Origin of the sequence: Nocardia sp. CA-129566 (assembly GCF_050956075.1) — a bacterium.
In the GTDB taxonomy this organism is placed as follows: domain Bacteria; phylum Actinomycetota; class Actinomycetes; order Mycobacteriales; family Mycobacteriaceae; genus Nocardia.
In genome coordinates this window covers 4,614,691-4,629,286 of record NZ_CP192085.1, presented here as the reverse complement: position 1 = coordinate 4,629,286, position 14,596 = coordinate 4,614,691, and the positions used below count along the sequence as shown (strand labels likewise).

11 protein-coding genes are annotated in these 14,596 nt (G+C 66.6%); 6 read left to right on the top strand and 5 right to left on the bottom strand.

What is annotated here, in order from left to right:
* Position 1 precedes the first annotated feature (1 nt).
* Positions 2-826: an enoyl-CoA hydratase/isomerase family protein gene (locus tag ACQP0C_RS19880; RefSeq protein ID WP_433734370.1), complete on the bottom strand. Its 825-nt coding sequence runs from the start codon at positions 824-826 to the stop codon at positions 2-4.
* Between the two features lie 123 nt (positions 827-949).
* Between ACQP0C_RS19880 and ACQP0C_RS19875 the strand changes: the two genes are divergently transcribed.
* On the top strand, positions 950-1,564 hold the full coding sequence (locus ACQP0C_RS19875; protein WP_433734369.1) for a TetR/AcrR family transcriptional regulator: 615 nt from the start codon (positions 950-952) through the stop codon (positions 1,562-1,564).
* A 133-nt stretch (positions 1,565-1,697) separates the two neighbouring features.
* On the opposite strand, the gene ACQP0C_RS19870 is transcribed toward ACQP0C_RS19875, so the two are convergent.
* Both ACQP0C_RS19870 and ACQP0C_RS19865 read right to left on the bottom strand, forming a co-directional pair.
* On the bottom strand, positions 1,698-1,931 hold the full coding sequence (locus ACQP0C_RS19870; RefSeq protein WP_433734368.1) for a Tn3 family transposase: 234 nt from the start codon (positions 1,929-1,931) through the stop codon (positions 1,698-1,700).
* A 62-nt stretch (positions 1,932-1,993) separates the two neighbouring features.
* Positions 1,994-5,692 (bottom strand): carboxyl transferase domain-containing protein, encoded by a 3,699-nt coding sequence (locus ACQP0C_RS19865; protein WP_433734367.1) that lies wholly within the window; start codon positions 5,690-5,692, stop codon positions 1,994-1,996.
* 28 nt (positions 5,693-5,720) lie between these two features.
* Between ACQP0C_RS19865 and ACQP0C_RS19860 the strand changes: the two genes are divergently transcribed.
* The gene (locus ACQP0C_RS19860; protein ID WP_433734366.1) at positions 5,721-6,332 is read left to right on the top strand and encodes a TetR/AcrR family transcriptional regulator; all 612 of its coding nucleotides are present in this window, start codon (positions 5,721-5,723) and stop codon (positions 6,330-6,332) included.
* A gap of 416 nt (positions 6,333-6,748) precedes the next feature.
* A complete protein-coding gene (locus ACQP0C_RS19855; RefSeq protein ID WP_433734365.1) occupies positions 6,749-7,978 on the top strand; it encodes a glycosyltransferase in 1,230 nt (409 codons plus the stop codon).
* Positions 7,979-8,167: 189 nt separating this feature from the next.
* Here the strand turns inward: ACQP0C_RS19855 and ACQP0C_RS19850 are convergent, their stop codons facing one another.
* Complete coding sequence (locus ACQP0C_RS19850) at positions 8,168-9,718, bottom strand: flavin-containing monooxygenase (protein WP_433734364.1); 1,551 nt, start codon at positions 9,716-9,718, stop codon at positions 8,168-8,170.
* Between the two features lie 332 nt (positions 9,719-10,050).
* Here ACQP0C_RS19850 and ACQP0C_RS19845 point away from each other — a divergent pair, with 332 nt between their 5' ends.
* From ACQP0C_RS19845 to ACQP0C_RS19835, 3 genes are all read left to right on the top strand, one after another.
* Complete coding sequence (locus ACQP0C_RS19845; RefSeq protein ID WP_433734363.1) at positions 10,051-11,472, top strand: APC family permease; 1,422 nt, start codon at positions 10,051-10,053, stop codon at positions 11,470-11,472.
* Positions 11,473-11,611: 139 nt separating this feature from the next.
* A complete protein-coding gene (locus tag ACQP0C_RS19840) occupies positions 11,612-12,025 on the top strand; it encodes a YybH family protein (protein ID WP_433734362.1) in 414 nt (137 codons plus the stop codon).
* A gap of 103 nt (positions 12,026-12,128) precedes the next feature.
* A complete protein-coding gene (locus ACQP0C_RS19835; RefSeq protein ID WP_433734361.1) occupies positions 12,129-13,169 on the top strand; it encodes a crotonase/enoyl-CoA hydratase family protein in 1,041 nt (346 codons plus the stop codon).
* A 33-nt stretch (positions 13,170-13,202) separates the two neighbouring features.
* On the opposite strand, the gene ACQP0C_RS19830 is transcribed toward ACQP0C_RS19835, so the two are convergent.
* Entirely contained in the window at positions 13,203-14,591 is a 1,389-nt protein-coding gene (locus tag ACQP0C_RS19830; protein ID WP_433734360.1) for a phenylacetate--CoA ligase family protein, read from the bottom strand.
* Positions 14,592-14,596: the final 5 nt, after the last annotated feature.

Genomic DNA, 14,596 nt, shown 5'->3' with positions numbered 1-14,596 from the left:
GCTAACCCCGGTTGCCAGGTCGGTCGGTGAAGACGCCGAAGAGCTCGTGGGCCATGCCGAAACCATGATCCTCCAGCAATCGCCGCCGGAAGGGCCGCTGCACGATGGCGTGGGTCAGGCGTCGCGTGGATCGGGGCCTGTCCATCATCGTCTGGGCGATCTGTCGTGCGCGAGGCAGCAGATCATTGGTGGGCAGCACCTCGTTGACCAGTCCCAGGTCCAGCGCCTTGCGCGCATCGATTCGCTCGCTGGTGTACAAGGCATGAGCGGCCCGTTTGGGCCCCAGCAAGGATTGGAAGGCCAGTTGCAGACCGTCGCCCGGCGCCTGCCCGGCGGCGAAGTGCCCGTCGGAGAAGACCGCGTCCTCGGCGGCGAGTGTGATGTCACAGAACAGGGCGAGCTCGGTGTGGAAGCCGGGACCGTTGACCACCCCGATGGTGGGGACATCGACTCCGAAGACAAGGTTCTCCAGGAGCTTCATCGCGTCGTAGTAGAGTTCGTGCGCGATATCGCCGGGCCATTCATGAAACGGCTGGGCGAAGGAGACAGGGTCGACGCCGGCCAGCCACGCGTTACCGGTCCCCGTCAGGATCACGACCTCGTTGCGAGGGTCGTTGCCGATCTCCTGCCACGCCTGGCCCCAGGCATTGTGAAGCCCCAGGGAGTAGATGGCGGGACCCCCCTTGGAGTGCATTCGCAGCTCTATGACCCCGCCGTTGCGCTCGATGACAAAGTGGTCGGAGTACTTATCTGCGTACTCCTCCAACGTTGGCCGCCTGACGAATCCGCCCAGGCGGTCATGCCACTCATCCAGCTCCTTGGACATTGGCCCACACCTCTCAATCCGACGCCCTCGCTGATGCGAGGAACTAAACGGGGACTGTCCCCGGTTAGGTCCTTGTAGAATACGGAGACACTCCCCGATTTGCAACCACGACCGAGGGACTACGTGACCAAGCCGGAGACCAGCGTGCCTGGAGCGGTACAGCGCCCCATGCGCGCCGATGCGCGCCGCAACTACGATCGGCTCCTCGCGGCGGCGAGGGACGCCTTCGCCGCGTACGGAGCCGATGCCTCCCTGGACGACATCGCCCGTAGCGCGGGGGTCGGCAACGCTACGCTGTACCGGCATTTCCCCAGCCGAGAGGCCCTACTGGACGCGGTCTTCCGCGACCGAGTCCACACGCTGTGCGCTCACGCGGAGGAGTTGCACGGCCGCGAGTCACCCGATGAGGCGCTGGTCACCTGGCTACGGGCCCTCGTCGTCCACGTCACCACCTATCGAGGCCTGGCAGCCTGGCTCATGTCCACCGCGGCCTGGCAAGTAGAGTCCCCGGCCTCCTGCCAGGAGTTGATACACGCGGCTGGAAAGTCCCTGCTCGTTCGGGCCCAACAATCCGGAGCTGTCCGTCCTGACGTCGGCACCTCACAACTGCTCAGGTTCACCAACGCGATCGCCCTGGCCACCGAACAGACGCCAGGCGAAGCCGACCAGCTGCTTTCACTGGTCATGGACGGCCTAAGGCAGACGTCCCCACCACCCGGCTTCTCCCCCGCGACCTGACGCACTCAGCCCGAGGCTCAACCGAGCTTGTCTCACCCGACCGGCGATGTGGACACGGATTTGCCCGGTCGTCGGCGAGGGCGGCGTGACCGGTGCCGTCGTCGCCGTGCGGGTCAGTCGTCTTCGGTCGGCGTCACGGAGTTCGCGGGCACCGGTCCACGTGTGACAGCCGAGCGCACTCGAGCGCGGCGGTGCTGGGCTTGGTCACCCGCGCGTACCCGATGTTGAGAGACTCGGAGATCAGGCACGCCGCCACCGAGACCTCGAAGCCGATCAGCTTGCTGGTTCCGCCGGCCACCGAGGTGAACGCCTGCTCGAACCCCTGCACGCGGCCCATCACCTCCAGCAGCAGCACGGGCAGGTCCACGCGCGGGACCGGCGTCGATGTCGGCCTCGGTGACCTTCTTCTTGCGGCCGCGACTACCGGGTTCAGCGCAGGGTGCGGATCCACCGCCGAGTGTCGGCGGGGTCGATTACATCGTCGAGTTCCAGGACCGTGGCGGCGGTGAGGGCCTTGCCGTTGGCGTAGGCGAGTTGGACCAGGTTGTCGAAGGCTTGCTGGCGTTCGGCGGGGTCTTCGATGGCGGCGAGTTCCTTGGCGAAGCCGAGGCGGACCGCACCCTCCAAGCCCATACCGCCGATTTCGCCGGTGGGCCAGGCGATGACGAAGCGCGGGGCGCGGAATGAGCCCGCTGCCATCGCTTGTGCGCCGAGGCCGTAACCCTTGCGGATGATGATGGTGCCGAGCGGGACGGTCAGTGCGGCGGAGTCGATGAACAGCTTGCTGAACTTGGTGACGGTCGCTTCCTTCTCCGCTTCCGGACCAACCATGAAACCTGGTGTGTCGCACAGCGATACGATCGGCAGGTTGTGGGCGTTGCACAGGTGCAGGAAGGCACTGAGTTTGTCGGCGGCTGGGGCATCGATCGCGCCGCCGAGGTGATGGCAGTCGTTGGCGATGAGACCGAACGGGCGGCCTTCGACACGCACGAGCGCGGTGACGACACCGACGCCCCAGTCGCGACGCAGCTCCAGCACCGAATCGACGTCGGCGACCGCTGCGATGACTTCACGGATATCGAAGGCGCGCAGTCGGTTCTCCGGGACGACATGGCGGGCGATCCGCGGATCAGGTGCCGCCCAATCCTTCAGCGGCCCTTGGAAATACGACAAATAGCGGCGCGCAACGGCGACCGCCTCGACCTCGTCGGCGGCGACGATGTGGACAACCCCGTTGCGCCGTTGGACATCGATGGGGCCGATGTCCTCGGGTGCGTACACACCGAGCCCACCACCCTCGATCATCGCGGGCCCACCCATGCCGATATTGGCATCAGGGGTCGCGATGACCACGTCGCACATACCGAGTAGAGCGGCGTTGCCCGCGAAGCACCGCCCGGACACGATGCCTATCAACGGAACTCGACCCGATAGCGCACCCATTGCCCGGAAGGTGGTCACATCGAGGCCGGAGATGCCCGCGTAGTCGGTATCCCCCGGTCGCCCGCCCCCGCCCTCGGTGAAGAACACCACGGGCAGCCGCTGTTCGTGCGCCAGTTCCAGCAACCGGTCGGTCTTGGCGTGATTGCGCATGCCCTGGGTGCCCGCCAGCACGGTGTAGTCGTACGACATCACCAGTGCCCGAGCGGCTTGCGCGCCGAATAGGTCCGCGTTGATGGTGGCGATGCCGCCGATCAGTCCGTCGGCCGGGGTGTTGGCGATCAGATCCTCGGGGCTGCGGCGAAGTCGCTGTGCGGCGACAGCCAGGGCACCGTATTCGAGGAAGCTGTCCGCATCGACAAGATCGTCGATGTTCTCCCGGGCCGTGCGGCGCCCCAGCCGGTGCCTCTTCGCAACCGCCGTCGGACGACCCGCATCCAGCCCGATCCGATGCCGCTCCCAAGCCTCCGCCAAATCGGCGCGCACCGCATCGAGGTCGATGGCCTCGATATCCGCAGCGGGACCATCGTGGTCGGCCTCGACCCAGCTCAGCAACAACGCATGCGGATCAACTGTTGCGCCCGGGGCCACGAAATGCCGCAACACCCGCAGCGGACGCTCGGCCCGCAGCACGTGCTGCATCTTCATCGCCTCGAGCACGGCAACTTCCGCCCCAGCCGCGACAACACTGCCCTGCTCGGCAAGGCCCACCACCGTCGCACCCATCGGCGACCGCATCCCCTGCTCATCGCCGGTCAGTACGGCCTCGGCCGCCGTTTGGTCGCGCACTCCCGCCGCCTCGAGCAGTTGATCCTGAACCACGGCATGTTCGTAATCGCCCGCCCGCTCGACGAGTTCACCGATGTGCTCCTCGAACCACGACGTGGACGCGATGACACCATCGGCGAGCTGATCCAGCACGGCACGCAGCAGGCGCGCATTGGTATCGACGCCAGCGATCATCGTTTCCGCCAGCGCATCCGAACAGCGTCGCACCGCAGCCGAATAGGTGGGACCATGCGCGACGACTTTCGCCAGCAGCGAATCGAACTGCGCACCTTGCCGCATCCCCGTGAATGCCGCGGTATCCACCCGAACTCCGACCCCGGTCGGCGCGGCGAACTCCGTCAACACACCGGTACTCGGGAAAACCTCCCCACCCGCCGTCATTATCTCAGCATTGATCCGAGCCTGCACCGCGAATCCGCGTACTCCAGCACGCCCTACGGCACCATCGACATTCGGCGCAGCGCTATCCGCCAGATCATCGGGAGGATCGGTTCGCACACGATCGCCGCGCTGGGGAGTGCCCGCGTCCTTCCCGGCGACACGAACGGCGTCCGAGGATCGGCTGCTGCCTGCTCGATCGTCTTCCTCGGGCGCAGCAGAAAATTGCCTGGGCTCAGCGGTTTCCACTAGTCCGATCTGATCGTCATACGAGGTCGGATCGTCCGATCCATCGGCGGCCGAGAGCTGTCGCGTGGCGGCCGCCACGCCTTCGAACAGCCTTGTGTCACTGGCGAGGTCGTGCGGCCCTGTAGTCGGGTAATCGGCGCGCCCGGTCCTCGCCGGATCGAACCGCCCTGTGTCACTGGCGAGGTCGTGTGCCACTGCAACCGTGTGATCGTCTCGCCCAGTTCCCGCGGGATCGGTTGTAGCCGCAGCGATGCCATCGCCGTGGGCGACGGCTGCCCCGAGGTTGCCCAGCGCGAGATCATTCAGTCCGGCGCCCTGCGCGAGGTCGAGTTGTACCGCCACCAGGTCAACGCCGGTCACTGCCTCGGTAACCGTGTGTTCGACCTGCAGGCGCGGGTTGACCTCGAGGAACCACGCGTCGTCGCCGGTGACAAGGAATTCCACGGTGATCACGCCGCGGCAGGAGACCGATTCGGCGATACGGACAGCGTCGTGGTGCAGTCGTTGCCGAAGTGCGACAGGCAGATTCGGGGCCGGGGCGATTTCGATCAGTTTCTGGTGGCGGCGCTGGACGCTGCAGTCGCGGTCGCCGAGAGCCATGGCCCGGTCGCCATCCGCGATGACCTGTACTTCGATATGTCGTGCGTCGGCGGCCAGTGCCTCGGCGTAGACGGTGTCGTCACCGAAGCCGGCGTGGGCTTCGGCCCGGCAGCGGTCGAGTGCTTCGGCGAGCGCATCGGCCGTGCGCACCACGCGCATGCCGCGTCCGCCACCACCGGCCACGGCCTTCAGCATCACCCCGGCGGGGTGGGCGGCGAGGAATGCGGCCATCTCGGCCGGATCCGCGCCGAGTGCTGTCGCGGGCAGTACCGGAACCCCCGCCTGCCGCGCGGTGTCCCGAGCCGACAGTTTATTGCCGAACACGCGTAGCACCTCGGGCGAGGGACCGACGAAAACCAGCTCGGCCGCCGCGCAGGCCGCCGCGAAATCGGCGCTCTCGCTGAGGAATCCGTAGCCGGGATGCACCAGCGCACCCGCACCCGCGGACTTGGCGGCCGCGACCACGGCGGCGCTATCGAGGTAGGCGGCGGCTCCGCTACCGGGCAGTTGGACCGCATCGTCGGCCAGCCGCACCGGCAGGGTCGCCGCCTCGTCGCCGGTATACAGCGCCAGGGTGGCGTAATTCCGCTCGCGGGCCGTCCGGAGCACCCGGACCGCCACCTCACCCCTGTTCGCCACCACCACATGCATGCCGACAGTCTGCTTTGACATTGACGTCAATGTCAACGACGATGAGTGCATGACTCAGGCAGGCTGGTCGGTCCGCGCGGCGCGGGAAAGGTCGCATACCGACCGCCACCGCGCCCTGCTCGACGCGGCCGCCCGCGTCTTCGCCGAGCGCGGCTACGATAGGACCACCGTCGCCGATATCACCGCCGCCGCAGGCGTTTCCCGTGCGACCTTGTACGTCTACTTCGCTTCCAAGGACGAAATCTTCCTCGCCCTCGCCGCCCAGGTCCGCGATGATTTCCTCGCCGCCCAGGAACCCGATCTCGATACCGACGATCCCCGGGAAGTGCTCGCCGCCACCATTGATGCCTTCGCCGCCGCGGTTGGCAATGCCGGACCGATGCTGCGCCTGATCGACGAACGCGGCGCCGTCGACGATCGCGTCGCCGCCCTCGCGCAGGAAATCGCCGAACGCCCCGTCCGGCGCTTCACCCGCTACCTCGAACGCCTTCGCGCCGCGGGCCGCATCTCCCCCGCCGTCCCAACCCGAATCGTCGCCGAAACCATCGGCTACGCCCTGACTCGCGGCACTCTCACCCGCATGGACGCCACCCCACGCGCCCGCGCCACCTACCTGGCCCACATACGGACCGTCGCCGAAACTCTCCTGTCCCCGACTTGATGCCGGGCTCGATCATGCCGTAACGCCGATCATCAAAGTGGCCGCCTTGCCGAAACCGGCTCGATGTGCTCGCATCTGTGGCCGAATTAGCAACTGCCGCAGCACATCACGATGCCGCGAACACGAGGCTACCGCTGGCCGAGAGCCAACAGAAGAGCGATCGAGCTGGGGTAGTCGATCAGCGCCGGAATCGGCGCGCGCAGGGTCCTCCCGTACAGACCGTTCCGAGGTTCAGGCCAGGATGTCGTAGGAGAAATTGCCGCTCACAGCGGCTTTCGGTGTGGCACAAGGGCACGGTGTCCAACCCCTTCCCCCCTTCAACCTATAGCGCACCCGGGGGCTTGCGGCAAGACCCGGGTCGTGCCCCATCATTGTCCGCCGAAGGCCAGTAACTGTGGAAATGGGAGATTCGCGAAGTGCGTGTGCTGTTGACGACGTGGGGATCACGCGGGGATGTCGAACCACTGGTGGGGCTCGCGGTCGCATTGCGAGGGCTCGGTGCGCAGGCACGGGTGTGCGCGCCGCCGGACGAGGATTTCGCGGCGCTGCTGGCGCGTGTCGGTATGCCGCTGGTCCCGCTCGGGCCGACGGTGCGCTCAGTGGTCGCGGGCACGAAGCCGCCGACCGCGGAAGATGCGTTCCGGCTCGCTCCCGCGCTGGTCGGCGCGCGGTTCGACACGTTGACCGCGGCCGCCGAAGGATGTGACGCGCTACTGGCGACCGGGCTGATGCCGGCCGGCGCACGGGACGTGGCCGAGAAGCTGGGCATCCGCTATGTGTACGGGTGCTACCACCTTGCCGGACTGCCGTCGCGGCACTTCGCTCCGGGGGTGCGGCCGGGCAAGCCGTCCCCCCAGGACGAGACCGACAAGCGGGTGCTGTGGGAGCAGGACGCCCAGCGGGTGAACACCTTGTACGGCCCGGCGCTCAACAGCCACCGGGCGGCGATCGGCCTGCCGCCGGTGGACAACGTTCGCGACCACGTCTTCACCGATCAGCCGTGGCTGGCAGCAGAGGCGACGCTGTGCCCGTCGCAGGGCATGACGGACCTCGATATCGTGCAGACCGGGGCGTGGACCCTGCCCGACGACCGCCCGCTCCCGGAAGATCTGGAGGCGTTCCTGGACGCGGGCGAACCGCCGGTGTACGTGGGCTTCGGCAGCATGGCCGCGCACGCCCCGAAGGGCATCGCCCGGGTAGCCATCGAAGCGAGTCGCGCGCACGGCCGCCGCGTCCTACTCGCTCGCGGCTGGGCCGACCTGGCCCTGATCGACGACCAAGACGATTGCTTCGTCGTCGGGGAGGTCAACCAGCAGGCGCTGTTCGGCCGCGTCGCCGCCGTCGTGCACCACGGCGGCGCGGGCACCACGACGACGGCCGCCCGGGCCGCAGCGCCCCAGGTGGTGGTCCCGCAAATCGCGGATCAGCCGTACTGGGCCGGTCGGGTGGCCGAGCTGGGCATCGGTGTGGCACACGACGGCCGGACGCCGACCGTCGACTCCCTGTCGGCCGCGTTCGAGGTCGCCGTGGCCCCCGAGACCCGCGCGCAGGCAAGGGCCGTGGCCGACACGATCCGCACCGACGGGGCGACGGTGGCCGCGAAAATGCTTCTCGACATCACCAGCCGGAGCGGGTCCACGGACTGATCGCCCGGCGGCCGCGCGGGCGGGCCCTCCGCTTGTCCGCGCGGCCATCCGGGGACACTCGAGCCCGTTCGACGGCCTCTTCTTAAACAGGACCCCCGCTGCGCGCGTCCGCCGGCATGGCCCGCAGTTCGTGACCTGTGCAACGTCTGGGCGTATCCGGACGTCGAATGGCGACGGCCGAAAGAGCTTTCAGGCGCTACGGGATACGACGACGGCCGCGCCCTGGGCGATGAGCTTGCGGGCCTGGCCGGTCAGCTTGCGACCGGGCCGAGCAGCGCCTGCCGCACCGTCGAATGTGAGAACCCCGTCCTCCAGCGGTGCTTTGCGCAGCAGAGCTCGGTCGCGGAAGTAGTTGTTGATCACCTGCCACGGGCCCCGGCTGCCTTGCCGCGGCATCACGCCGTCGCCGCGCTGGATGTAGCCGGAGGTCAGGGCGCCGCCCATCACCGATTGATCGGAGCGGTCGGCGTCCTCGGCGACCGCGAGCACCTTCGTGAAGCCGTGCGACTTCATGTGGTTGAGGATTCGGCAGAAGTATTCGGCGGCCAGATCCGCCTTCAGGGTCCAGGAGGCGTTCGTGTAGCCGAGCACCAGCATCGCATTGGGGATGCCATCGAGCAGGGTGCCCTTGTAGACCACCCGCTCGCGGGTCAGCACCGGTTCGCCGTCCACTTCCAGCGTCGCACCGCCCAGGATCTGCACGGTCAGACCGGTCGCGCTGATCACGATATCGGCGGGTAGCTCCTCGCCGGAGGCCAGACGGATGCCGGTTTCGGTGAAGGTGTCGATGTGGTCGGTGGCGATCGAGGCCTTACCGCTGCGCAGCACCTTGAACAGGTCGCCGTTGGGGACCACGCAGAGCCGCTGATCCCACGGGTTGTAGGACGGCGTGAAATGCCGCATGTCGATATCCTTGCCGACCTGCATTCGCACCGCGCCGAGGAACAGCTTCTTGGCCAGTTCGGGATTGGTGCGCGAGAGCTGGAAACTGGCCCGCTGCAGGGCGATATTGCGCGTCCGCCCCGCCCGGTAGGCGAACTTCTCCGGTACCCGCGCCAGTTTCATCCCGACCGCGACCGGATCGTCGGCGGGCAGTGCGGTGATGTAGGTGGGCGAGCGCTGGAGCATGGTGATGTGCGCGGTGTCGTCGGCCATCGCCGGAATCAAGGTGATCGCGGTGGCGCCGCTGCCGATCACCACGACGCGCTTGCCCCGGTAATCCAGATCCTGTGGCCAATGCTGCGGGTGCACGATCGGGCCGCGGAAGTTCTCCTCGCCGGGAAATTCCGGGCGGTACCCGTTGTCGTAGTCGTAGTAGCCGGTGCAGCCGACCAGGAAGTTGCTGGTGAAGATCTCGGTCTCGCCGGTCTGCTCGTCGAGTGCCTCGACGGTCCATTGTCCGGCCGCGCTCGACCAGCTGGCCCTGGTCATCTTGCGCCCGAAGTGAATGTGCTCGGTGACGCCGTACTCGGCGGCAGTGTCCTCGATGTACTGGCGGATATGCGGTCCGTCGGCGAGCACCTTGGTGCCGATCCAGGGACGGAAGCCGAAGCCGAAGGTGTACATATCGGAGTCGGAGCGGATGCCCGGGTACCGGAACAGATCCCAGGTACCGCCGATGGCACGGCGGCGTTCCAAGATGGCGTAGCTGCGTCCGGTCTGCTCGCGGGTGAGATGGCAGGCCATCCCGATGCCGGACAGACCCGCGCCGATGATCAGTACGTCGACATGCCGCGTCATTGAGGTATCCGTTTCGTCTGGTCTCGCCCGGGCACCCTTGTCCGAGCGTCCCCACGAGGTTACGTGTTATCGGAAGTAACGTCTAGTGGCCTGCTTCGCGATCGTTGCAACCAGCTGCGCATAGACGCTTGCCCGAGAATTGCCCCAATGCCGGATTGCGCCGCATGCAATGCCGCGCCTGGCGCACAACCGCACGGCACGCATATTTGCGCCGATGGTTGCCTGTTGGTCGCCCACAACCGCCCCGACGTCAACCGCGTCGACTCCGCCCACCAGAATGGATAGCCGACTCCGTCCCGTCGGCGGAGCCAGAGCACGCATTAAGGGAGTTCATGACCAGCGCAACCCGATGGCGCCGCCGCTTGCCCGACTCCGCGACGAGCCAGGAATCCGGGGCGACCCTCCAGCGCAGTCTGAGGCGCATCGATCTCACCGCCATGGGTGTCGGCACCATTGTCGGCGCGGGCATCTTCGTCATCACCGGAGTGGCCGCCGCCGAGAAGGCCGGCCCCTCGATCGTGCTGTCGTTCCTGCTGGCCGGTACGGTCTGCGCGCTGGTCGCTCTCTGCTACAGCGAACTCGCGGCCATGGCGCCGGTCTCCGGCAGTGCCTACACCTACACCTATGCCACGCTCGGCGAAGGTCCGGCATTCCTGGTCGGCTGGAATCTGCTGCTCGAATTCGTCATCGCGGGCGCCGCCGTGGCGATCGGCTGGTCCGGCAGCGTGGTATCGGCACTGGACACCATGTTCGGCATCACCCTGCCCACCGCGATCACCGCGGGCCCGTCCGAGGGCGGCATCGTCAACCTGCCCGCTGTACTCGTCATCGCCGTCATCGTCGCAGTTCTCGTCGGCGAGGTGACCCTGACGGCCCGGATCACCAAGGCGCTGGTCGCCGTGACGATCGGGGTGCTGGTCCTGGTCGTCGCGATCGGCGCACCGCATATCGATATCGGCAATTGGACCCCGTTCGCGCCCTTCGGATTCGGCGGCGTTGTCGGCGGCGCCGCCATCGCGTTCTTTGCCTTCCTCGGATTCGACGTGGTCGCCGCGTCCGCCGAGGAGGCGCGCAATCCGCGCCGCGATATCCCGTTCGCGATCATCGGCACCGTCCTCATCGCGACGCTGCTCTACGCATTGGTGAGCGCCGTGCTCACCGGCATCGCGCCGTTCGCGAGCCTGAACAACGCGTCGCCGATCGCAACCGCCTTCGGAAATCTGCGCATCGGCTGGATCGGTAATGTCATCGTGATCGCCTCGATCATCGCGCTCACCAAGGGCCTGCTGCTCATCGTCTACGCACAGGTCCGGCTGATGTTCGCGATGTGCCGCGACCGCCTGCTGCCGCGCGGACTCGCCGAAACCGGTAAGCGCGCTACCCCCGTCCGGCTGACACTGCTGCTCGGTGTCGTCTGCGCGACCATCGCCGGTCTGCTGCCGATCGATATCGTGGTGGAGTTGGTGAATATCGGGGCGCTTTCGGCCTTCGCCGTCGTCTGCGTCGGCGTCCTGGTATTGCGCAAGCTGGAACCGAATCGGGACCGCCCGTTCCGCACCCCGCTGGTGCCGCTGGTCCCGATTCTCGCGCTCATCGGCTGCGTACTGCTGGCAACCACCTTGGACGGGCTGACCTGGGTGCGTTTCGCGGTCTGGGTAGTTGTCGGTATCGCGGTCTACCTGGGCTACGGTCGAAAACGCTCCACTGTGGCAACTCCGACCGTAACCGTCTCAACGGTTTCTGCCGATCGGTAACCGGCGCGAATTTCGCCATTGGGATTCTGCACGAATGCATTCCGAGTCATTGCGTCGCACAGGCGCATTCGGCACGCTCTCTGAGTAAGAGCCACGGCGCATACCTCCGCGGCCGTGCTGGAAAGGACGACGACCCGATATGTCCGATGACGAAAAGCAGATCCGAATCCTGATCGAGCGGTGGGCGGCGGCGGTTCATACCGGTGATCTGGCCGGAGCGCTCACCGATCATGCCGACGATATCGTCATGTTCGATGTCCCCCCGCCGAACGAGGGGGTGCGCGGTATCGACGCGTATCGGGATATCTGGCCCGGCTTCTTCGAATGGCAGGCATCGGGTGCGACATTCGACATCGTGTCGCTCGAGGTCGTCGCCGGCGCGGATGTGGCCTTCGCATATGCGCTACTGCTGTGCGGTACGGCCGAGGATTTCGCCCGCGATCCGGCCAAGCGGCTGCGGATAACGTTCGGCCTGCGCAAGGAGTACGGTCGCTGGGTCGTGGTGCACGAACACCATTCCTTCCCCGACTACAGCATCGCACCCGAGGTCTGAGACCACCCGGTTCGCTACGGTGGCATCGAGCGCAACGATGCACCGGCCGTCCGTGGCAGCATCGTTGCCGAGAGCGCGGCATCGAGTGCACCGGGAGTTCCACGTGAATCAGCCTGATAACGACGCCTTTCCCAACCATGCGGGCACCCGCCCCGCCGCCTGGTACGAGAACTGGACGGAGGTCCCCGATTCGCCGTGGCGGGATCGGCCCGCCCCGGGCGGCGAACGCGAATACCGCACGCTCACCTACGAGCGCGATGGACGCGTAGCGCGGATCACCTTCAACCGTCCGGAGAAGGGCAATACGATCACCCCGGATACCCCGGTCGATCTCGCGCACGCGGTCGAGCGCGCCGACCTGGATCCGCGGGTGCACGTGATCCTGGTGTCGGGACGGGGCAAAGGTTTCTGCGGCGGCTATGACCTGGACATGTTCGCCGAACAGGGCAGCCACGGTGTCGGCGGTTCGACCGAGACCACCGGCACCGTGGCCGATCCGGTGGTGCAGGCGGTCAATCACAATCCCTGGGGCACCTGGGATCCGATGATCGACTACGCCATGATGAGCCGGTTCAACCGCGGTTTCGCCAGCCTCATGAATGCCAATAAACCGACGGTCGCCAAACTGCACGGCTTCGCCATTGCGGGCGGCACCGATATCGCGCTCTACTCCGACCAGATCATCTGTGCCGACGACACCAAGATCGGCTACCCGCCCACCCGGGTGTGGGGCATCCCGGCTGCGGGCATGTGGGCGCATCGCCTCGGCGATCAGCGTGCCAAACGGCTGCTGTTCACCGGCGACTGCATCAGCGGGAAACAGGCCGAGGAATGGGGTCTCGCGGTCGAATCCTGTCCCGCCGATGAACTCGACGAGCGCACCGAGGCCCTGGTGGCCCGCATCGCGCGAATGCCGGTCAACCAGTTGATGATGGCCAAGCTCGCGCTCAATTCGGCGCTGCATTCGCAGGGCGTGACGAACTCCGCGATGATCAGCACCGTCTTCGACGGAATCTCCCGGCATACCCGCGAGGGTTACGCGTTCCAACTGCGTGCGGCCACCGTGGGCTTCCGCGAGGCCGTCCGCGAACGCGACGAACCGTTCGGCGACTACAAGCGCGCCCAGTTCCGGTCCGAGGAATAAGCAGCGAACACGGGATCTCGATCCGCCCCGTACTCAGCGGGTGTAGCGGTGTTTGACGCCGGGTGGGAAGTAGTCGGGGTCGCCGCAGGGGCGTAACTCGACGTGTGGGAGTTGGCGTTCGGCTGGCACGTAGTGTGCGTATTCGCTATTGCGGCGCAGTAATTCGTCCCGGATCGATGCGGCGACGCGGCGGGTACGTTCGGGGGTGTTCGCCGCATCGGGGACCAGCTCGACGGTAACGCGCAGCATCCGGTCGTGGTCGGCGTTCTCCCACGCCTCCAGCACGAATTTGCCCGTCACCCATTCGCTGACCTCTGGCTGTTCCAGTCCGATCGTCACGGTCTCTGGAAAGACGTTCGCGCCGAATACCGATACCGCGTGCAGTGTTCGCCCGAATACGTACACGAACGGCAGTTCGGGCCCGGTATCGGTACCGAGGTCGAGGCCGTGCTCCGCACAGAACGCGAGCATATCGGCATGCGAGACCACGCCACCGTCATCGCCGATGTGATACCGGATCAGCGGAACTGCGGAGTCGGCGGTGAATGCCAGTGTGCCGTCGACGGATTCGAAGTACCGATCCGCCGGATCGTATTGCAGCAGCGTCGGCAGCCGCCGAGTGCCGAACAGTTCCACTCCGGCGGGATGCTCGCCGAGGAATCGTCGGATCTGCACGCTCAACGGCGTCTCATTGCCGAGCACTCCCCCATCAGCGGTCCCATAGAGAGAGGCCACATCCCGCACCGGATCCAGCCCCGCCCGACGCGCCATCAGATCGCGCCACTGTTCGCTGATCACCTCACCTGCCAGCACGAGCTTCACCGCGTAGCGCGACCATTGGATGCCGGCGCGCAGACCGGTATCGATCACGTCCTTGAGCAACGGTGGATAGCCCAGCAGCACAACCTGATCGACATGACCGCCCAACTCCGGTATCACCCGCAGGATCTCCGCCTTGTTATTCCCCGGCGCGACGATCGTCAGCGGCAACTGCCCGGTCAACGCACGCAGACACGACAGTGTGTACAGCCCGCCGACCCAGGTCCCGAGTGGAAAGCACACCACTGCCAGCGTGCGCGTCCGCGCGGCGTCGAATCCGTCGACGAGCACCTGCTCGAAGCGGCGCACCGATGCCGCTTCATCCGCGGCGGCGCGCGGCCAAAATGTGGGCGTACCAGTCGATCCCGAGGACACCGCGATCAGATCGCAATTGCTCAGGTCACCGCCGCGGCACCGCTGCGGTAGCGGATAGCGTTGGTGATAGTTGGCCTTGGTCGTCAACGGCAACTGCTGGAACGCCGCGGTATCGGTGATCTTCTCGGCGTCGATACCGTGCTCATCGAGAAATGCCCGGTAGGCGGGCACCGTGGCGGCGCTCCGCGCCACCAGGTCGAGAATTCGCTGATTCGGATCGGCTGTCATATCCG

Excerpts from the sequence above, each read along its gene's own strand:
- ACQP0C_RS19880 (WP_433734370.1), bottom strand. The coding sequence starts at position 826 with ATGTCCAAGGAGCTGGATGAGTGGCATGACCGCCTGGGCGGATTCGTC.
- ACQP0C_RS19865 (WP_433734367.1), bottom strand. The coding sequence starts at position 5,692 with ATGTCAAAGCAGACTGTCGGCATGCATGTGGTGGTGGCGAACAGGGGT.
- ACQP0C_RS19860 (WP_433734366.1), top strand. The coding sequence starts at position 5,721 with ATGACTCAGGCAGGCTGGTCGGTCCGCGCGGCGCGGGAAAGGTCGCAT.
- ACQP0C_RS19850 (WP_433734364.1), bottom strand. The coding sequence starts at position 9,718 with ATGACGCGGCATGTCGACGTACTGATCATCGGCGCGGGTCTGTCCGGC.
- ACQP0C_RS19845 (WP_433734363.1), top strand. The coding sequence starts at position 10,051 with ATGACCAGCGCAACCCGATGGCGCCGCCGCTTGCCCGACTCCGCGACG.
- ACQP0C_RS19840 (WP_433734362.1), top strand. The coding sequence starts at position 11,612 with ATGTCCGATGACGAAAAGCAGATCCGAATCCTGATCGAGCGGTGGGCG.
- ACQP0C_RS19830 (WP_433734360.1), bottom strand. The coding sequence starts at position 14,591 with ATGACAGCCGATCCGAATCAGCGAATTCTCGACCTGGTGGCGCGGAGC.